A 19,185-nucleotide genomic window follows, 5' to 3' on the forward strand; every position below is an offset into this window, starting at 1 on the left:
GAATAACCGTTTATGACCTGTATTTAAAAACACTTTTCTTAAACAATTAAGAAAACACTTGCGTATGAGTAAAACAACTACTATTGTTAAAACGTTGTAAATAATAAAACCTTTGTTTAACACACTCAGCAAGGTATGACTCATGAAGCACACCAGTACGTTTAAACCTGCGTTAATCGCTATTTCAATTACCGCCGCCCTTAACAGCGGTTCAGTAGTAGCACAAGACACACCAGACGACGAACAAGTAGAAATTATTCAAGTTTCGGGTATTCGAGGCTCTTTGATGCGCGCCCAAGCGGTGAAAATGGACAACGATTCCATTGTTGAGGCCATTTCCGCAGAAGACATCGGTAAGCTTCCAGACTCTTCAATCGCAGAATCACTTGCCCGCTTGCCAGGCCTATCAGGTGAGCGCGTAGGCGGACGAACGTCGGGTATTTCGGTACGTGGCTTCAAAGAAGACTTTACCGGCACCTCACTGAACGGACGAGAACTTATTGGTATTGGCGACAACCGTGGCGTAGAGTACGACTTATACCCTGCTGAAATCATGACAGGCGCCACTATTTACAAAACCTCTGACGCGTCGCTTATTGTCCAAGGTATTGGCGGTACAGTAGACTTGCAAACAGTACGCCCTCTAGCAGCCCAGGAAACCCTTACCGTCACTGGGGTCTACGAACTTGGTGGCAACGATTCAGATAATCCAGAATTCGACAATAGCGGCAACCGTTTTGCCCTTTCCTTTGTAGAAAAGTTTGCCGATGACACGGTAGGTCTCGCACTTGCCATTGCATCAACGGAGTCCCCCAGAAACGAGAGAAAATACGGTGTTTGGGGTTATGGTGAGAATGACGATGGCCAAGTGCTTCCGTTTGGTTTAGACACTCAGGCTATTAGCCGCGTGCTAGAACGCGACACGATTTCAGCCATTCTTCAATGGCGTCCCACCGATAGACTAGACATTGTTTTTGATGCGCTAGATATTGATTATTCCGACTCAGGTGTTATTCGCGGTTTCATCGAACCCTTCGCTGCGGCAAATGTAAGTGGTACAGGCATTAACAACTCGGGCACGCAAGTTAACGCGAATCCAGTACTGCGTACAGATCCCGCGCAAAAAGATGGCGAGCTTCAAACCTTCGGTTTAAATATCAAATACGACATAACCGATGAGTGGTCTCTTACTTTAGACGTGGCGGACAGTGAGTCGAACAAACGTGACTTGCGTGGTGAATCATACGCTGGTTTAGCGCGTTCTGGTGCGCTCGGCGAAGGGCAATTAGGTTCACGTCAATTCGAAATGAGCACTGATGGTATTTACTTTACCGGCAGTAGCGGCCTTGATGCATTCTCTGATCCCACCATGTTACAGCTTGCGGGTCCTCAAGTTTGGGGGGGCGGTATGGCTAACATTGCCGATCAGTTTACCACCGATGTTCTACAGGCAAATGGTCAACCTTACAGCTATTTCAACGCCCAAGATGGCTTCCTGAACTTTGCTGATTTTGAAGAAGAGCTGACCACAATACGTTTTGAGGCAGTTGGTTATGTAGATTGGGGAATCTTCAACACTTTTACGGCCGGCGTAAACTATAGCGACCGATACAAAGCAAAAGATAACAAAGGTTTCTTCGCAACCGCATCATCTTATCCATTTTCTGAAGCGATCCCTGAGCAGTATCTGTACAACGGCTTAGCTGACTTAACCTGGGCTGGCATGGGTTACGTTGTAGCCTACGACGGCTTTGCCCCTTACAACGATGGTGAATATACGCTTAATGATGCAGGGCTTCTAGAGCCTGATCGTTTAGGTGATACCTACACCATTGATGAAGAAGTAACTACATTGTACGCCCAGCTAGACTTTGAGACTGAAGTTCAAGGTTTCAATGTAAAAGGTAACGTGGGTGCACAATATGTACAAACGGACCAAAGCTCAACGGGTTTCATTGGTATTGTAGGCCCGAACTTTGCCGTGTGTGACGACGATGGCAACCAAGTGGTCGATGCGGACTGTATTATTACCGATGGCGACGATTACTCTCACTTCCTGCCTAGCCTGAACGTAAGTGTCGAACTTAATGAGAATCGCTACCTGCGCTTGGCGGCATCGAAAACCATTAGTCGAGCGCGTATCGACCAAATGAAAGCATCGGGCTTTGTTAAGTTTGATCAAAATATTGAGCTGATTGCCACAGAGAATTCTGAGGCGGCGGTGAGAGAGTTCGGGTCACCTTGGTCTAAATTTACAGGTAACCCAACCCTTCGTCCGTTAGAAGCCAACAACTTTGACATTTCATTTGAAAACTACTTCGAGGAAGAAGGTTATGTCTCGATTGCGCTTTTCTATAAAGATTTGGTCAATTGGACCCGCGACGGTAACCAGCTTATTGATTTCACGAATGACGTGACCAATGACGGTGCTAACTACTTCATCCCTGGATTCCATGACAGGATCGTGGATGTTGCTGGTAACTACGGCCCGCAAGACACGCCTTACGAAGTGGGCGATTTAGTAACTCCGCCAGACCAAGGCTTCTATTCATTCTTCGAAGATGGCCTAAAAGGTGAAATGAAAGGGGTTGAGCTAACGGCCAATGTTCCTTTGAGAATGCTCACTGACTCTCTGGATGGATTTGGTATTGCCGCTTCTGCAACAATCCTAGATGCGGAGCTTGAAGATGGAACAGCCATTCCAGGCCAATCAGACAATACGTACAGCATTACAGCGTACTATGAGATGAACGGCTTTGAGATTAGGGTTGCGGCAACCGATCGTTCTGAGTTCCTCACATATCAGCGTGGAGGTTCAAACAAAATTGAGCCAGCAACTCGTAACGCCGTTACCCAAGTCGATGCTCAAATTAGCTACGATTTTGCAGATAGCGGAATTGAGTACTTGGAAGGGCTAAGAGTATCGTTACAAGGCGTCAACCTGACTGATGAGAAAGAAGAAACCATTGATGATGCGGGCATTGTTACGCTCCGCCGCGAGTTTGGTCCTTCTTATATGCTAAACCTCAACTATTCGTTCTATTAAAAGGGACTATCCCTTTTGAACGTACGAAAATAATGGCACGCATCTTTAGATAGTGGATACGTGCCTTGCATTACTGCCATGTAAAGTGTGGCAGTAATGCGCAACTCTGATACTGTTTAATTTCACCCTTCTTTTATTGCAGAGCCTTTAATGACAACACCACACCGAATTGTTATTGCTGGAGGCGGCACAGCAGGTTGGATGGCTGCCAACCTTTTAGCTCACCGCTGGGCTAATCAAGCTGTGACCATCACACTCATAGAATCAGAAGACATTGGCACAATAGGCGTAGGCGAAGGCTCGACACCTACTCTCAAGCGTTTCTTCCAAACTCTTGATATTCCCGAGTATGATTGGATGGAAGAGTGCCAAGCAACGTATAAAGTTAATATCAAGTTCACGGGCTGGAATGGCAATAATTCACACAGCTACTCTCATCCCTTTATTAGCCAGCTAGATGTTTTTAGTGAACGGGCATTTCACGTTAATGCCTTAACCAGAAGGCTGGGTCTCGATGTTGAAACTCGACCTGATAAGTTTCTTATGGCGGGGTATTTGGCAAAGAAAAACCTTGCCCCTCTTCCCTCACATAATTTTCCATTCGATATAGAATACGGCTACCACTTTGACTCTCTAAAACTTGGACGATTCTTACGCGAGCTCGCTAAATCAAAAGGCGTATATCACGTTGTTGGTAATATTGAATCGGTGCATACCTCACCATCTGGCGACATTTCACATCTCGTTTGTCAAGACGGACAAAAACTTGATGGAGATCTGTTCATAGATTGCACGGGTTTTTCAGGACTCCTTTTACAAAAGACGCTAGGCGTACCGTTTAGGGACTTTAGTGACAACCTATTCAATGACTCGGCCGTTGTGTTGCCTACACCAGCATGCGCTAATTTACCGGTTGAAACCGAGTCGGTTGCCATGTCGAACGGTTGGCGTTGGCAGATACCGCTTCGCAACCGCACGGGAAACGGATATGTGTATAGTCAGCAGTACCAAGAGAAAGACGCTGCAGAATGTGAATTGCGACGCGCATTGGGGATGGAAAATACCGACGTTGAAGCAAAGCATTTATCTATGCGTGTAGGTCAATGTGAAAGACACTGGGAGAAGAATTGTCTTGCACTAGGCTTATCGCAAGGGTTTATTGAGCCTTTAGAAGCAACGGCACTACACCTAGTTCAAACGAGCATCGAGCTTTTCGCGGACAACTATTCTTTCAACGAAACAAGTGCTCAACAGAGACAGGCGTTTAATCGGGAAGTTTCAGAGCGCTTTGAACGCGTCCGAGATTATATCGTGTGTCATTACAAGCTAAACGGGCGCAACGACAGTGACTATTGGAGAGACAACAGAGCTAACATGAAGCTGTCCGAATCACTGCTTAGTTTACTTGATGTGTGGTACAGAAAAGGGGATATTGTTGAGGAAATAAAGCGGCAAGGTATTGGTCGACATTTCAGCACTACGTCATGGCACTGTTTGTTGTCTGGCTATGGTGTATACCCGCCACCGGCACTCAATCAGCCCGCTTCTTTGAAGGAAAGCGGCGATCTTTTTGAAGAAAAGAAACTTGCCGCATTTTTTAATCGCTGCTCGTTAAACTTTGATAAGCAATCTGCCTTATTTAACGCGGGCTGAACCTCTTGGCTCAGCCTATACCGTCTCGCCGACTTGCAATTCAAAAGGCAGCGTACTCTTTGCTGTTACTTGATTAAGCAATGCTTTTGTTGCTTCTACGCCTTTGCCACTGCTGGATTGGCAAACTGTAGTAAGACGCGGGCGCGCACGCTCGGCTTCCCCAATACCATCAAACCCTGTAATTTTCAGCTCTTCCGGTACCTTAATATTCATATCCAAGGCTAAGTGAAGTAGCTCAAGTGCTATAATGTCACTCATACACAAAACCACATTAGGTCTTGGAGAGCTGGTCAGTACTTCTTTGGCTGCCTGTCTTGCAAAGTGTCTGTCACTTTCTGGAAGGTGCCAAATACGCTCATTGCTTACCGTGATGTTCTTTTCTTCAGCGGCCCTTAAATAACCATCAAGTCGACGGTGAGCAATTGAGCTGTCTACGTCAATCAACGGACTATCGTAAATACGACATGTAGAAGGCGAGTCAATCAGGCGAAGCCCAAAGATTGCCACATTGTCACCTTCATTTAACGCATGAGACGCAACGCGATAGGCCGCCTCTTCGTTATCAATATTAATAGATGGCTTGTCTTCGATATCAAAGTCAACGGTGACCACAGGTTTTGGCGACACTGCCAACTCCGCTACCAAGTTGCTGTTGCGCGGTTGTCCGTAACAGATAAAACCATCAACAAAATCTACAACATCAAGAATGCTGTCAGAGTCGCCCGCGTACAGTAACAAATGCTTGCCATTTTCTTGAAGCGCAGAAGAAACACCTTTAATAAAAGTACTCGCGACGGGGTCACTCACCATATATGAAATGCTGTCGGCTAATACTAAAGCCACAATATTTGATGTGCCCTTTCTGAGGATCTGTGCTGCTTTATTGGGGCCGCTGTAACCAATCTTTTTGCACTGCGCTAAAATCTCTTCGCGCTTCGCTTTTGATAATTGGTCCGGGCGGTTAAATGCATTTGAAATGGTTGCCGTTGAAACGCCCAACTGTTCAGCAACATCTTTTAGGGTAAGTTTTGTTTTATTCATTATTTTTAGCTCTTTTCACGAAACTAACTACCCAGATTTAAAAACAAAAAAGGGTAGCAAGCGTGCGCTCTGACTACCCTCTGACTATATCATTAACTTAAACGTTTAACGCGTGAAATTTAGCGCTAATTCGATGAGTTGTGTAACAAATTGCTCAATGGCTTAATTTTTAGAGATTTTCGCTCTTAGCGCGTGCCAAAGATTTTGTCTCCAGCATCTCCTAATCCCGGTAGGATATAGCCTTTCTCATTCAATCTATCATCGATTGCGGCGGTAAAGATATCAACATCAGGGTGTGCTTCAACAACGGCTTTAATGCCTTCAGGCGCAGCAACAAGGAATAGTCCCATTATTCTTCGACACCCTTTCTTTTTCAGAAGGTCGATTGTTGCAATCAACGTACCGCCTGTTGCCAGCATGGGGTCAACAATCAGTGCGGTACGTTCATCAATGTTTTTTACTACCTTGTCAAAATAGGCAACTGGCTGCAGTGTATCTTCATCACGGTACAGACCGACTACACTAATCTTCGCATTTGGAATAAGTTCCAGTACGCCTTCAAGCATACCTAAGCCAGCACGAAGAATAGGGACAACAGTAATTTTCTTACCTTTAATTTGTCTTACTTCTACCTCATCCCCCGACCAGCTTTTAATCGTCGCTCTTTCAGTAGGCAGTGTTCGCGTTGCTTCATAAGTCAGAAGGTTCCCTACTTCAGAGGCAAGCTCGCGAAAATCTTTGCTGCTAATTTTAGCGTATCGCATAAGCCCTAGTTTGTGCGCAATAAGCGGGTGGGTAATTTCGTGAACGGCCATGTAAGACTCCTTGTAATCGATTTAGCTATATTTTAACCCAGAAGTATTTTAGTTAAAGCGATTAGTCGTAAAAATATGTTTATTCAATGCTTTAAAACTCCACATCAACGCTAGACAGAGTGGATAAATGCTATAACCTAGTGCGTAGGCTATAGCCACAGTTCGTGGCGCAATTCACGATCATGAATGTATAGCGCTCGCTATGAATTGTCGTAGTTACGCGCTAATGAGATCGATTGAGAAAGTTTCAGGAAGTTCAATTTTCTCATAACAGCCGAATCAAACTTACTATTCAAACCATGTTTATCTATGTCAAAAGGAATTGTTTATGCATTCTTACGCTAAACGTTTTCGCTATTTTGCTGTAATGGCACTGAGTTTCTGTGCCCATAATGCCTTTGCACAATGGGAGCAAATCACTCCTGAAAATGAGGTGGTGGTATCAGTACCTGGCGGCGGTGAAAAAACCGTTTACCCATCATGTTCTCTTCCTGCTTTACCGGGACCAGAGGGGTTAGCACCCAACCCATTCTCGTTTTATTTCGAAAAAGGAGAAAGTGATAACCTACTTATCTATTTTAATGGTGGTGGCGCCTGCTGGGACAGTGCCACTTGCTTAGCGTCAATGCAGCTTGAGTTTGACGACAACCCGATGTCGCGAGCCGCTTATAACCCATCAGCCGTAATCGAAAATACGCCATTTATTTCAGGCGGAATATTTGAAGATACACAAGAGAACCCTTTTCAAACTTGGTCAAAAGTTTTCATTCCCTACTGTACTGGCGACCTACACTTAGGCTCAAAAGACACGCAGTACGTTGACGAGCTTGGTATCGTTACAGGTCTACCTGGTGCCGAAGTTACTTTAAAGCACCGTGGTCACGACAACGCGCTAGTTGTTATGCAGTGGATTAAAGAAAAACTGAACAACGATGATTTATCACCCAACAAAGTGCTACTCAGTGGAAGCAGTGCGGGCGGTTATGGTGCAACGTTCAACTTCCCCTACTTTCAATCGCTGTTTGGTCGCACAAAGGTTGCCCTCTTCGCTGATGCGTCGCTTGGTGTTATATCCCGAGGCTTTACGCAAACAGTACTAAACTATCAAGGGCCATGGGGGATAGAAGATACACTACCACGTAATTTCCAATCACTGATTGGCAATTTTAACCATCTAATGCTCAATAAGCAGGTGATGCTGCGATTAGCTTATCAGTACCCTTGGAACCGTTTTGCGCAATATTCAACAGGAACCGACATTGTTCAAATTCAGTTTTCTAAAATCTCTGATCAGGTCTCTAGAGGTAATTTAGACCCAACGACATGGGGTGTAACAGAATCTGATTTAGGCTACATACTTGGCTGGCAGCTTCAGGCTAATGCGTCACTTCATGCGCTGTCAGCTTTCACATGGAATTATCAATTTTACCTTGGTGAAGGCACCTGCCACATGGTGCTAAACGATTTTTGTGAAGATAATGCCTTCCCAGTATCCTCACCTAGCCCATTTTATAATGAGCAGAGTGCGCGGGGTATTTCCTTTAACGAATGGCTACACACGTTTGCTACGTCACGCCGCTTTAGAGAAAATAGCGCGGCATACTATCACTAGGATACGTAGTGCGAACTTGTATTAAAAAGTAATCAATAACATGGCAAGTCCAACCCAGCAGTGGTTGGATTAGCCATATTTATACCTGCGGTAACACGCAGCGATTACGAACATTTTAAGTCTCGCTGAGTGGGTAATTATCTATGCGGGCGCAATATTCAACAGGAACCGACATTGTTCAAATTCAGTTTTCTAAAATCTCTGATCAGGTCTCTAGAGGTAATTTAGACCCAACGACATGGGGTGTAACAGAATCTGATTTAGGCTACATACTTGGCTGGCAGCTTCAGGCTAATGCGTCACTTCATGCGCTGTCAGCTTTCACATGGAATTATCAATTTTACCTTGGTGAAGGCACCTGCCACATGGTGCTAAACGATTTTTGTGAAGATAATGCCTTCCCAGTATCCTCACCTAGCCCATTTTATAATGAGCAGAGTGCGCGGGGTATTTCCTTTAACGAATGGCTACACACGTTTGCTACGTCACGCCGCTTTAGAGAAAATAGCGCGGCATACTATCACTAGGATACGTAGTGCGAACTTGTATTAAAAAGTAATCAATAACATGGCAAGTCCAACCCAGCAGTGGTTGGATTAGCCATATTTATACCTGCGGTAACACGCAGCGATTACGAACATTTTAAGTCTCGCTGAGTGGGTAATTATCTATGAGGACTGGTATTACAACTAGGATTTGTCGTTCCTTGCTGTGCATTTATGCAGCAACAAATTAACACGCCCTACTACCCTACTTGTAAAGTAGCGCCATCAGGCATAGTTACTTCAATTTTCATGTTCCCGCCAACCGCAGCTAAATATGCAGCCGCACGTTGAAGTGAAACGTCCTGAATACGTTTTGATTCCAACTTACTTACACCAGAAGCTGTGACCGATAACGCCATTGCTACTACTTCCTGTTTAACTCTGTGCTGCTTTCTGATGTCACCTAGTGTGATTTCTTTCATTGTCTTTTACCGAGAATTACGGGCATTAAAAAAGCCCAGATGGTGATACCTTCTGGGCTTTTGCAAAACGTTCTACCTGCAGTGCCCAGAAGCCAATACTTGCCCCTGAACACCGACGGTCAGGTGCAATCAGTAATTAAAATTATAAAAATAACCAGTTGAAACGTTTTGCATGATAATTCTCTTTTCACAATGTGCTTGTACAATCGGCCCTTTGCCGCGACTAAGCTAAATGTATTGGCCTCGGTGCTTTTTAAATATATAGCAGCGGCCTTCTGTCACTTATCCTTAACCATACCATGTAGATAAGCAATAGCAATGACTTTCCAAAAAGGAAAGTGCCGAAAGCCGGCTATAAGCGCTTTATTAGGCAAGTAGAGGCTTTAAAAAACGTACGTTATCACCCACCGCCGCTTGCTTAAGTGATGCTAGAAAATTGGGGACCTGATCGCTTCCTTCTTCAGGAGACCAGCTTGCAAAACCTTTATCATCGGTGACTTCGTAAGGCCCTTGTTTAACTTCCATGAAAACTACTGGGCTATGACACACCGTTGCGTGCCAGGTATTAGGTGGAATCTCAATTCCGCAGGTCTCTCCACGAGCGGTTAGCGTTACTCTGTTTTCGACTTCGCCATCGTCGCTGAAGAATAGAATGTCTAATTCGCCCTCTACCACCATGAAGAACTCCCACTTATGAGACTGTACATGTCGATGAGGCCGCACGTAGGAGTCAGGCATCATTGCAATAAACAAACGCTGTACCATGTCGGTATAAGATTTATGTACGTTCAAATTAGCCCGTCGGCGAGGACTTTCCTCAGCCGACTGTTTAAGCGTTTCAAACAACGCTTTATCAAAATACTGAATCTTATCCAACATCACACCCTGTCTATTATTGCGCTAGTAATTTAAAGCGTATCGCTCCTCCCCCCGATGGCGCAAGCTTTAATGACAAGACATCGGCAGATGTGACTACCTTTTTCTCAATGTTCATTGCGTAGGGGTTTGATTTCCAATGCGCTTTCTCTCCATCTAGATAGAGCTGCGCTTCATACTGCTGACCTTCCTCTAGAAAGGTTAGCGGTAGTGATAACTCTCTGGCTTCTTCATTCGTAATTGCACCAACATACCAATCGTTTCCAGAGTAGGATTTGTGCTTGCTCGCTTTACGCGCCATTACAATATATTCGCCCACTTCCCCTTGAAGCGCTTTACTATGAGACCAGTCTGTAGGGACGTCTTTGATAAACTGAAACGCCGGTAAATTATTCTCATAATTACGAGGCAAGTCTGCAGCCATTTGGATAGGGCTGTACAGCACTACATATTGGGCCAGTTGCTTGGCAAGTGTTGTTTGAGGGCGCATAACCTCTCCTTTGCCCCACTCTATTCCGCCGTCATTTTTCCGAACATAGTCAAAGTTGAAAATGCCAGGTGTGAAATCCATAGGACCAGCGAGCATGCGAGTAAACGCCAACATAGGAATATGGTTGGGTGGATTAGGTGCCGCCCACCCTGAGTTGTATTCCTGACCTCGAGCGCTTTCTCGCGATATCCAGTTCGGATAAGTACGGCGAAGGCCAGTATCTTTTACCGACTCATGAGTGTTGATAGACAACTGATATTTCGCAGCGGTTGTGACGTTTTTAATAAAATGGTTTACCACGTCCTGGCTGTCGGTATATTCATAGCGCAGTACGTTGTTGTCGTCGCGCACTTTGAGATTTTGGCCATGGGCAACATAGCCCGTTTTAATTTGAGAAACCCCCAGCTTGTTGTACAGGGCAAAACCGTCTTCCATCTGCGCTTCGTAGTTGGTTATTCCTCCTGATGTTTCATGGTGTCCTATTAACTTCACGCCAACTTTATCGCCGTAGCTGGTCACCGCTTCAATATCAAAGTCTGGATAGCTTTCTGTGAAAGAAAATAGCTCTGAATTCGCTATCCAATCACCATCCCAACCTTTATTCCAACCTTCAACCAATACACCATCAAAACCGTGTTTAGCGGCGAAGTCCATGTATTGCTTTGTGCGCTGAGTAGTAGCACCATGCTTATCTCCAGAGCCCCACGTATACTCATCAATGTGCATTCCCCACCAAATACCTATGTATTTGCCTGGCTCAACCCAGCTCACGTCACCGAGCTTATTTGGCTCATTAAGATTCAAAACAAGGTACGAATTAATCAAATCCGTTGCGTCATTTCCTAACGTAATAGTGCGCCATGGGGTAACAAAACTACCAGTTTTATGCACCAAACTCCCGTCGTGACGAGGTGCCAGCGACGCTGTAAAACGCCCTAACTCTTGCCTTTTAAGGCTCATACCCGCGTAATCAACAAGGGCAGCTTCATGGATAGCGACATGAGTGCCATTTTCATATTTCACTGTGAATGGCGTGTGAGCGGTGTGAACGTCTTGCAGGTTCGTGGCTTGATACACATACTCATATCTATCTCGACCATGGGCGGGGATCCAAAACGCTTTGGCTTGATGAGAGTTTACCAAGTTGAATTCAGTTAGCTCTCTAGTAATTATTCGATTACCGCTTGTTGGCAACTCATAGCGAAAGCCGATGCCATCGTTAAAAACTCTTGCCCTTACAAGAAAAGTGCGGTCTTTGTCACTTGGGTTATAGAACTTGACCAAAAGCTCATTGTGATTGTCGCGAATATCTCGCTGCTCTCCCCACGGCTGCTGCCATGTTTGATCTACAGAGTGCCTGCTCACCTCTTCTACCTCGAAGTCGCGGTATAAAGGAGGAGCTTTTGCAAAAGTGAAACCAAGCTTACCGAGCCCTAAAACGGGTTCCCCGTTAAATGACACACGATATTGCGCGAGTTCGCCATCATCTGTAAACGATAACTTTACTTTTTTATCTGGGGAGAGAACCGATAACTCATTAGCAATTGAAGGCAAGGAGACGGCCAATAGAAGGAGCAAAAATACGCGCATAAAACATCCAACAAAAGTTGTTAACCTAATGTTAGTATCAAGTAATGCCGAATTTTTGCAACCTTTTTCTTAATCGATTAAGTCTATTCTTGGGTTAGCGCTTGTTTTTCTTCATTCTACGGCTTTGTTCTTGACGTTTCTCTTCTCGTTTTTCTTTCCGATCTTTCTTATCTGGCGTCAACGAACCTGTTTTGAATTTTGCTTTACGCTTGGCTTTCGCTTCAGCTTTCTTCGCCGCTTCGAGTGCCATTTCTTCTTTTTCAACTTCCAGCATTTCCGGAGTCTCTAGGGTTATTCGCCCCAACTTGCCCGACTGCAGTTCTTTAAGCAGGATCTCACATATTTTATGAAGATTAACGCGGCCCCCCGCTTGAATTGCTCCGCGCGTTTTAGCGGCGGCTTCTAAAAATTCAATTTCAGTGTCGGGCAGCTCGTCCAGCTTATAGCGCTCTTTCATTACCTCTGGATACGCTTTGATTAGATAATCGGCTGCAAAAAAACCGACATCGTCGTATTCCATCGCGGTGTTTTTAACAGCACCCGATGAAGCTAACCGATAAATTGAATGTGGGTTTTCAAGCTTAGGCCACAGTACTCCCGGTGTATCAAACAAGATAATACCGCTGCCCAAATTAATGCGCTGCTGGCTTTTCGTTACAGCTGGCTCGTTGCCAGTTTTCGCAATGATTCGCTCGGCCAAAATATTTATTAGCGTCGATTTACCCACGTTAGGAATACCCGTGATCATAGCTTTAATTGCTTTGGGCTGACCTTCTTTATACGAACAAATGCTTTTAACCAGCTGCATAATTTGCTTGCTATTTCCCGGGTTATCGCTAGAAGTCGTAATCGTCTTCACGCCGCGCTCTTTCTCTAAGCTTTCCTGCCAGCGCGCGGTAATTTCTGGGTCTGCCAGATCGTACTTATTAAGAATTTTAATACAGGGCTTGTCGCCGCGTATTTTTGCTATCTCTGGATTTTCACTGGAATATGGAATACGTGCGTCAAGCACCTCAATAAGAATGTCTACTTGATTAAGCGACTCTTTAATTTCTTTCAGGGCCTTGTGCATATGCCCTGGGAACCATTGTAATGCCATGGTTGTTTCCTATCGTAATCGAGTTGAGGGGAGTGTGCTTAACGGGTTAATTCATAAGCGCAGATATTCACAGCGCTGGCTAAGTTTAACGAGTCAATCTTACCGCTTCCCGCAATGGTATACGCCGTTGCGTTTAGCTTTGATAGTGCGTCAACAGGCACGCCACGGGCTTCGTTACCAAACAGATAACACTGATAATCACCAAAGGTGTTAGAGGTGATATTACTACCATTCATATCCAAGAAAGCGAAACGTTCGAACCGCTCGCCTAGGCTTTCAAGCGCTACGTTTAATTCCATGTTCACATGGAAAATAGCCCCCATACTTGAGCGTACAGCTTTCGAGTTATAAGGGTCCACACTGTTCGGGCTTAGTAATAGCGTAAAATCACCAAGCCACGCTAGCGTTCTTAGTATGGTGCCTAAGTTGCCGGGGTCTTGAACTTCATACAAATAAATGTACTTTTCGGCACTGGATTTGTTTGCTGAAATGCTGGTTTGTGACCGCTCTGAATATAACGCGGAGTTAGGAAGTGGAACGCGAGCAATAATACCTTGAGGTGACTTAGTATCGCTGAGTTGCTGCATTTGTTGAGACGATACCGTTTCTACCTTCATATTAGAGACTGAAGAATCAAGTTTTTCTTTCAGCCACGCCTCATAATCAGCTGTCACATAAAGGGTTATATCACCTAATGTACTGCTGTCATGCTGAGCAACATTAATTAACTCTAAAACTAAGTGCTCTCCTTCCACCAAATAGAATCCGAACTGCGTTCTAAATTTCTTTTGATGAAGCTTTTTCACGTCACTTAGTTTCATTTGCACTGCCCTTTTTATAACTTTCGGCGCAAGTGTAAGGTATGAAACCCAAAACGCAAAGCGGCAACGCTTAATAGCGAAACAAATAATGAGAGAAAAAGATTGTAGTGGAGAAATACAGGATAAAGGAGAGTATCAAAAAGGCGTTTCAAATATACTTGTAAACGCCTTTTTAATTACCGAGATACCAAGACACCTAAAGCGTTCCAACGTTTGCGTGGCTCACCAATTGGAATACATAAGCAGGCCTCTTCTTTTTCACTTGGTAAAATCTGACATACAACATTTGCACTTTTAAACTCGTGAGCAAGTTCTGTTGCAAATATTTCCGTCACACCTTCCACCAGCACAAACTCGTTTTGCTTTTTCAACGCTGTAGCCAACTCTTCTACCGCTTTTAGTGAAAGCGGCCATAAAGTACGCAATACTCTTAACGATGCAACTGAGGTGATATCGCCACCAAGAATTTGTACTTTAAACATTGAATTACTCGTCTAATGTTGTTGCTTCTTGAGTATCATCACTCGTTGACGCTAATGACGTGCCAGCGGCAAATCCACCTGCGCCTGCTAAACCAATACCAACGACACCAACTCCGATTTCACCAAGCGTTGCAGCGCCCGCAAGAGCAATGGGCACAGTTGCTAACCCTGCTGTGCCAACAATGGCAATACCCAAACCAATCATAGCAATGCCAACGCCTAGCTGCTCCCAACCATCAAAGCCGCCGGACACCATTTCAATTTCACTTGTATTTAACTCTTTCATTTACATTTCCTTGTTTTATTAGGCTTCCATTCGAAGCCAAAAACAGGGTAAAAAATGGAATAACAAATAGAAACTGTTCGATGGACGGGTTTTAACACTTAAGAGCTAAAGCACCGTCCAAACTGGTTTGGTTCGCTTTTTTTCCTACTGTTGGTCAGCTACAACATAAATTTCACCGTCGTAAATACCTTGGACGGTAAGCTTCTGGCTTGCCAGTGCCTGAAGGTAATCAATATGCGCTTGTTCCACTTTCTGTCCAGGAACAATAAGCGGAATACCAGGCGGATACGGTGTAATTAAACCTGCTGCAGTGCGTCCAACGCTGTTTTGCCATGGAATGGCTTCCCTAGGGCTGAAAAACGCTTTTGACGGAAGGTCGTCTAAATGAATTGGCGGAATGTCTGCCGGTAACGGACTCTTGCTCTTGCGCTTGCTTAGGTTAACGGCGCCATCATCAAGACGTTTTAACGCGTTGTATAGCCTTACAATTTTAGAGCGCATTCCACCTAGCGTAAGCAGTACTAGAATAGTGCTATGAGTAAACTTCTCGATTTCTAAACCAACTTCGTCCATTAAGAAACGATGTATTTCTTGGTTTGAATAATCAAGCGCCGATACGTCAATTAAGATTTTAAGCGGATCATGCCCAATGTTGTCACTTTCAAAGTGAGAAAACATATTCGCAAAGTCACTAGGCGAAAGTATTTTAAGTCGCTTAAACTTGGCCATTTGCGATTTGAGTTCGGCAACATTGCTCAATAGCTCATTAAGGATTTTGTAGCCTTCCATTTCCAGCTGCTGACGACATACATCAAGCGAAGCAATGAGTTGATACTTGGGCGAGGTACTGGTGTGAATTGCAAACACTTCTTTAAAAAAGTCTTTATCGAAATCTGGATCGTTTACATGAATAAAGGATGCTTGCGAGAACGCCGACACCACTTTGTGCGCAGAGTGAGTAATATAGTCTGCCCCAGCGGCGATAGCCGAGTAATCACGCAATGCAGGATGGAACAAGGAATACGCAAACCATGCTTCGTCAATGAACACTTTAATGCCATGCTCGTGGGCTAAATTTACGACTTGCTTAAGGTCAGTCAATAACCCGTCGTAGGTACAGCCCGTCAGTACGATAAGTTTAGCGTCAGTATTTTCTTCAATAAGCTGCTTAATTTGCGCCATTCTAGGCGGTGAGAAAATACCGTATTCAGGGTTAAATACACTGTCTAAATACACCGGCATGGCTCGCGCCTGAATAATGCCGTAGTGCACTGACTTGTGGCAGTTTCTGTCGGCAATTACTTTGTCGCCTTCGCGCAACAGCGTCTGCAAAATGATTTTGTTTGATGTCGAAGAGCCGTTCGTGACGAAATAGGAATGACGAACTTCAAATGTATTCGCAACAGCGGCTTGCGCTTTACCAATAGCGTGAGTGCCATCTGATAGTGAGCCCAGCGAGTCTACGCTTACCGATAAGTCACTAACAAACACGTTACGCCCAAAGAAACGATAAAAATCACTGATATAGGGTGAATTTCTAAAGCTTGCGCCACCGCTGTGACCTGGCGTATGCCACGAGTCATTAGACTCTACCACATAGTCTTTATATTCAGTCCAAAACGGCGTTTCGTTTCTATCATCAAAGTCATTGATGATATAACCCAAAATAGACTCTGGGTCTGAAATAATGTCGTTACGATAGAAGAACGATTCAATGCCATTGGCTTGGTTTACAATATCCAACCCTTTTACTGCATCGCCTAAGACATACACGGGGAGTTCAGGGCGAATGCGTTTAATGGCGTCGATAACTCTGGCGTTATTATCAATAACAGCGTTGCGTGCAGACGACTTTTCGCTTGTAGTTTTCTCGTTCGCGTTTTGTGAACTAACGCTTTCGGCTGCGGGGCTCGTATTTTCATTAAGTACGCCATTTAATGGCACAACGTCTGTCAGCTCTTTAACCTTCGCCACCACATCCCAGCTAAATACCACAGCTTGAATGTCACCGTCTTCACGAACAAATTGTAGTGCCTTTGCAACAGAGTTCGCTTCAAGCAGGCTTATTTCAACGTCACTTCGGTCAAAGTAAGTGACGGTGTTGCCTATACTCGAAGTGATTTGTTCCAATAAATCAACAGCATCTTCTATAACAAGAATTTTTAAATGAGGGCGCATTAACCAACCATGTAATTAATAATGAGCATTTAGCGCTAGGCTAAAACTCACAAAACTAAGAATCAATAAACTAAGAATCTATAAACGAAAACAGTAAAACTAAAAATAGTGTAACTCTGAATTTCACTGGTGTCGTGTAAACTCTTGCTATGTCGTAATAAAAGTGCGTAAACGAATTGGACGAGGGCTAAATCACGCATGCACACACCTTCCCTTCAGAACCAATTCCCACACGCTTATCTCTCAAAATCAACGGAGCACACGAAGAACCTACGAGAATTTCTACACTACGCGAAAAATGTGCTCCCTTCTATTGCATCTGCAAAGAAAAACGCCTGGCCAATACATCATGACCACTGCTTTATGCGGGTGATTTTAGACAATATTGTCGGCTGTGCGTGGTATGAGGTCATTCCCTCGCCGGCCTATAACAACCTGACCGACGAGCAAGCCAGCGCAGCATTAAACCTTGCCAGACAGATAGCCACTGAGAATGTTTCGCTTCACGTACTCAACCAACGCTCAAAACAATGGCGCAATAAGCAGCTAAAGCTGGAGTTTTAGTATGACAAAACGAACATCCATTAACGACGCAATTTTAATAGAGGTTGGCCAAGACCTAGAGCGAATTGTGAAAGACAAACGTGCGCAATGGCGGGCTAATAACGCGAAAGCGCGTCGCAGACAACGCCGATATAAAAAGAAGCTTATTGCAGAACTTCCGCGAATTATCACCGATATTCATAGCACATATCCCGAAGATGAAGCCTAAAGCACTATCATAAAAAAAATCAATTACCTACAATCACTGCTAGAAAGTTGCGCTTAACAGAGCGTAACGTAAATTAATTCCTACTAAGAAAGTGACAGGACATACCATGGCGTTTAATTTAGCTATTAATAACGATATTGCTGTAATCACCTTTGACGACGGAAAAGTTAACGCCGTTGGGTTTGAGCTTATTCAGCAGTTTAACGATGCCTTAGATGAAGCAGAGCAAAACGCAAAAGCGGTTGTATTACACGGTGGTGAAGGCAAGTTTTGCGGCGGGTTTGATTTATCGGTAATGAAAGCCGACGACAAAGCAAAACAACACGAGTTGGTGTCAAAAGGCGCTGAGTTAATCGTACGTCTTTATAGCTTCCCACTACCTGTAGTCGTTGCTGCAGAAGGTCACAGCATTGCAATGGGCGCAATTATGCTTATGGCTGCTGACCTACGCATTGGTAAAGACGCAGATACTAAGTATGGTCTTAATGAAACCGCCATTGGTATGGTACTGCCGCCTTTCGGTATGGAACTAGCCAAAGCTAGATTAGCAAATACGTCTCAAACTGAAGCTTTACTTTTCTCACGTATTTATCAAGGCAGTGAAGCGGTAAAAGCGGGCTTTTTAGATGCTGCAGTACCTCAAGAGCAGGTATTAGCGACAGCCATGGGTTATGCAGAAAAGTTGAAGATGTTGCCTAGACAGTCTTTTGCTGAGTCTAAAATTCAGTTGCGTAAAGAGACAATAGCCAAGATGCAAGCCTAGGCCCTAGTTTGTAATAACGCGTTGAGACTTGTTACTTCAACGCGTTGTTTAGAAGTGATTACTTTACAGGGCCAGAACGGCGCTCTATCTCTTCTTTAAGTGCGCTTCTAAGGCCTAGCTCAAAGCTTAATTCTGCAAGCACAAATAGTGGTCCTATTGCCAGCCCCATTATGTCGTCGACAAACGCAGGCTTTTTACCTTCATAGTGATGACCAATAAACTGAAGCACCCAACCACCAATAAAAATGCCAAGTGAGATAGCAAGCCATGTTCCCACTTCATTCTGTGCGATGGGTTGAGCGAAATAGACCATAGCCCCCGTGATAAGCGTCATCACTATGCCAAGTTTTATATCTAACTTAATGTAGAACGCATTACCAATTGCCCAAACAAAGAGCGCTGGGCTTATGATCATTTCCCCAAAAATTGGCGCGCTAACTAGAAACGCAGGCTTACTTAGTAGACAGAAAACCGAGAAAACAATTAGCGGAATACCGACATAATGGGTGTATATGTTTCTTTGATCTCTGTGGTACTTGGCGTACTCACTCAAGTGCTGTTCTAAATTTTTCATACTGCGTCACCCATAAGTTATATCAAGGTGTTAGTTTACTCCCTTCTTTCGCTTACAAACTGTCGTTTTGACGACAAAGTGGAGGTATAGTGGTACTCTTCGTGCTATTTGAGCTCAACG

General features: G+C 44.4%; 18 protein-coding genes. 7 read left to right on the plus strand and 11 right to left on the minus strand.

What is annotated here, in order from left to right:
- The first annotated feature begins 142 nt into the window (after window positions 1-142).
- Together MASE_RS13295 and MASE_RS13300 are read left to right on the plus strand one after the other, a co-directional pair.
- Window positions 143-3,046: a TonB-dependent receptor gene (locus MASE_RS13295; protein WP_014950262.1), complete on the plus strand. Its 2,904-nt coding sequence runs from the start codon at window positions 143-145 to the stop codon at window positions 3,044-3,046.
- 150 nt (window positions 3,047-3,196) lie between these two features.
- Window positions 3,197-4,699 (plus strand): tryptophan halogenase family protein, encoded by a 1,503-nt coding sequence (locus MASE_RS13300; protein WP_014950263.1) that lies wholly within the window; start codon window positions 3,197-3,199, stop codon window positions 4,697-4,699.
- 15 nt (window positions 4,700-4,714) lie between these two features.
- Here MASE_RS13300 and MASE_RS13305 read toward each other — a convergent pair whose 3' ends face one another.
- Both MASE_RS13305 and upp read right to left on the minus strand, forming a co-directional pair.
- Window positions 4,715-5,740 (minus strand): LacI family DNA-binding transcriptional regulator, encoded by a 1,026-nt coding sequence (locus MASE_RS13305; RefSeq protein WP_014950264.1) that lies wholly within the window; start codon window positions 5,738-5,740, stop codon window positions 4,715-4,717.
- A gap of 185 nt (window positions 5,741-5,925) precedes the next feature.
- Window positions 5,926-6,555 (minus strand): uracil phosphoribosyltransferase, encoded by a 630-nt coding sequence (gene upp, locus MASE_RS13310; protein ID WP_014950265.1) that lies wholly within the window; start codon window positions 6,553-6,555, stop codon window positions 5,926-5,928.
- Between the two features lie 328 nt (window positions 6,556-6,883).
- On the opposite strand from upp, the gene MASE_RS13315 reads away from it, so the two are divergent.
- On the plus strand, window positions 6,884-8,167 hold the full coding sequence (locus MASE_RS13315; RefSeq protein WP_014950266.1) for a pectin acetylesterase-family hydrolase: 1,284 nt from the start codon (window positions 6,884-6,886) through the stop codon (window positions 8,165-8,167).
- A gap of 143 nt (window positions 8,168-8,310) precedes the next feature.
- Complete coding sequence (locus tag MASE_RS13320) at window positions 8,311-8,694, plus strand: hypothetical protein (protein WP_014950267.1); 384 nt, start codon at window positions 8,311-8,313, stop codon at window positions 8,692-8,694.
- 218 nt (window positions 8,695-8,912) lie between these two features.
- Here MASE_RS13320 and MASE_RS13325 read toward each other — a convergent pair whose 3' ends face one another.
- The 8 genes from MASE_RS13325 to MASE_RS13360 form a co-directional block, all read right to left on the minus strand.
- Complete coding sequence (locus MASE_RS13325; protein ID WP_014950268.1) at window positions 8,913-9,134, minus strand: helix-turn-helix domain-containing protein; 222 nt, start codon at window positions 9,132-9,134, stop codon at window positions 8,913-8,915.
- A gap of 366 nt (window positions 9,135-9,500) precedes the next feature.
- Entirely contained in the window at window positions 9,501-10,013 is a 513-nt protein-coding gene (locus MASE_RS13330; protein WP_014950269.1) for a WbuC family cupin fold metalloprotein, read from the minus strand.
- A 13-nt stretch (window positions 10,014-10,026) separates the two neighbouring features.
- Entirely contained in the window at window positions 10,027-12,090 is a 2,064-nt protein-coding gene (locus MASE_RS13335; protein WP_014950270.1) for a glycoside hydrolase family 97 protein, read from the minus strand.
- 94 nt (window positions 12,091-12,184) lie between these two features.
- Window positions 12,185-13,189: a ribosome biogenesis GTPase YlqF gene (ylqF, locus tag MASE_RS13340; protein WP_014950271.1), complete on the minus strand. Its 1,005-nt coding sequence runs from the start codon at window positions 13,187-13,189 to the stop codon at window positions 12,185-12,187.
- A gap of 38 nt (window positions 13,190-13,227) precedes the next feature.
- A complete protein-coding gene (locus tag MASE_RS13345; protein ID WP_014950272.1) occupies window positions 13,228-14,010 on the minus strand; it encodes a TrmH family RNA methyltransferase in 783 nt (260 codons plus the stop codon).
- Window positions 14,011-14,186: 176 nt separating this feature from the next.
- Window positions 14,187-14,492, minus strand: a complete 306-nt coding sequence (locus MASE_RS13350; RefSeq protein ID WP_014950273.1) for a hypothetical protein — start codon at window positions 14,490-14,492, stop codon at window positions 14,187-14,189.
- 4 nt (window positions 14,493-14,496) lie between these two features.
- Window positions 14,497-14,778 (minus strand): hypothetical protein, encoded by a 282-nt coding sequence (locus MASE_RS13355; protein ID WP_014950274.1) that lies wholly within the window; start codon window positions 14,776-14,778, stop codon window positions 14,497-14,499.
- Between the two features lie 144 nt (window positions 14,779-14,922).
- Window positions 14,923-16,956 carry an aminotransferase class I/II-fold pyridoxal phosphate-dependent enzyme gene (locus tag MASE_RS13360; protein WP_014950275.1) on the minus strand — a complete coding sequence of 678 codons (2,034 nt, stop codon included), beginning with the start codon at window positions 16,954-16,956 and terminating at the stop codon, window positions 14,923-14,925.
- Between the two features lie 363 nt (window positions 16,957-17,319).
- Between MASE_RS13360 and MASE_RS20275 the strand changes: the two genes are divergently transcribed.
- From MASE_RS20275 to MASE_RS13375, 3 genes are all read left to right on the plus strand, one after another.
- The gene (locus MASE_RS20275; RefSeq protein ID WP_232362763.1) at window positions 17,320-17,520 is read left to right on the plus strand and encodes a hypothetical protein; all 201 of its coding nucleotides are present in this window, start codon (window positions 17,320-17,322) and stop codon (window positions 17,518-17,520) included.
- Between the two features lies 1 nt (window position 17,521).
- Window positions 17,522-17,728 (plus strand): hypothetical protein, encoded by a 207-nt coding sequence (locus tag MASE_RS13370; protein WP_014950277.1) that lies wholly within the window; start codon window positions 17,522-17,524, stop codon window positions 17,726-17,728.
- A gap of 106 nt (window positions 17,729-17,834) precedes the next feature.
- Window positions 17,835-18,491 (plus strand): crotonase/enoyl-CoA hydratase family protein, encoded by a 657-nt coding sequence (locus tag MASE_RS13375; protein ID WP_014950278.1) that lies wholly within the window; start codon window positions 17,835-17,837, stop codon window positions 18,489-18,491.
- A gap of 58 nt (window positions 18,492-18,549) precedes the next feature.
- Here MASE_RS13375 and MASE_RS13380 read toward each other — a convergent pair whose 3' ends face one another.
- Window positions 18,550-19,065 (minus strand): Mpo1 family 2-hydroxy fatty acid dioxygenase, encoded by a 516-nt coding sequence (locus MASE_RS13380; protein ID WP_014950279.1) that lies wholly within the window; start codon window positions 19,063-19,065, stop codon window positions 18,550-18,552.
- Window positions 19,066-19,185: the final 120 nt, after the last annotated feature.

The sequence above is a fragment of the Alteromonas macleodii ATCC 27126 genome (genome assembly GCF_000172635.2).
GTDB lineage: Bacteria > Pseudomonadota > Gammaproteobacteria > Enterobacterales > Alteromonadaceae > Alteromonas > Alteromonas macleodii.

Coding starts and splice junctions, on each gene's coding strand:
- MASE_RS13370 (WP_014950277.1), top strand. CDS start 17,522: ATGACAAAACGAACATCCATTAACGACGCAATTTTAATAGAGGTTGGC.
- MASE_RS13300 (WP_014950263.1), top strand. CDS start 3,197: ATGACAACACCACACCGAATTGTTATTGCTGGAGGCGGCACAGCAGGT.
- MASE_RS13360 (WP_014950275.1), bottom strand. CDS start 16,956: ATGCGCCCTCATTTAAAAATTCTTGTTATAGAAGATGCTGTTGATTTA.
- MASE_RS13375 (WP_014950278.1), top strand. CDS start 17,835: ATGGCGTTTAATTTAGCTATTAATAACGATATTGCTGTAATCACCTTT.
- MASE_RS13320 (WP_014950267.1), top strand. CDS start 8,311: ATGCGGGCGCAATATTCAACAGGAACCGACATTGTTCAAATTCAGTTT.
- MASE_RS13335 (WP_014950270.1), bottom strand. CDS start 12,090: ATGCGCGTATTTTTGCTCCTTCTATTGGCCGTCTCCTTGCCTTCAATT.
- ylqF (WP_014950271.1), bottom strand. CDS start 13,189: ATGGCATTACAATGGTTCCCAGGGCATATGCACAAGGCCCTGAAAGAA.
- MASE_RS13330 (WP_014950269.1), bottom strand. CDS start 10,013: ATGTTGGATAAGATTCAGTATTTTGATAAAGCGTTGTTTGAAACGCTT.
- upp (WP_014950265.1), bottom strand. CDS start 6,555: ATGGCCGTTCACGAAATTACCCACCCGCTTATTGCGCACAAACTAGGG.
- MASE_RS13305 (WP_014950264.1), bottom strand. CDS start 5,740: ATGAATAAAACAAAACTTACCCTAAAAGATGTTGCTGAACAGTTGGGC.
- MASE_RS13350 (WP_014950273.1), bottom strand. CDS start 14,492: ATGTTTAAAGTACAAATTCTTGGTGGCGATATCACCTCAGTTGCATCG.
- MASE_RS20275 (WP_232362763.1), top strand. CDS start 17,320: ATGCGGGTGATTTTAGACAATATTGTCGGCTGTGCGTGGTATGAGGTC.
- MASE_RS13345 (WP_014950272.1), bottom strand. CDS start 14,010: ATGAAACTAAGTGACGTGAAAAAGCTTCATCAAAAGAAATTTAGAACG.
- MASE_RS13315 (WP_014950266.1), top strand. CDS start 6,884: ATGCATTCTTACGCTAAACGTTTTCGCTATTTTGCTGTAATGGCACTG.
- MASE_RS13295 (WP_014950262.1), top strand. CDS start 143: ATGAAGCACACCAGTACGTTTAAACCTGCGTTAATCGCTATTTCAATT.
- MASE_RS13355 (WP_014950274.1), bottom strand. CDS start 14,778: ATGAAAGAGTTAAATACAAGTGAAATTGAAATGGTGTCCGGCGGCTTT.
- MASE_RS13380 (WP_014950279.1), bottom strand. CDS start 19,065: ATGAAAAATTTAGAACAGCACTTGAGTGAGTACGCCAAGTACCACAGA.
- MASE_RS13325 (WP_014950268.1), bottom strand. CDS start 9,134: ATGAAAGAAATCACACTAGGTGACATCAGAAAGCAGCACAGAGTTAAA.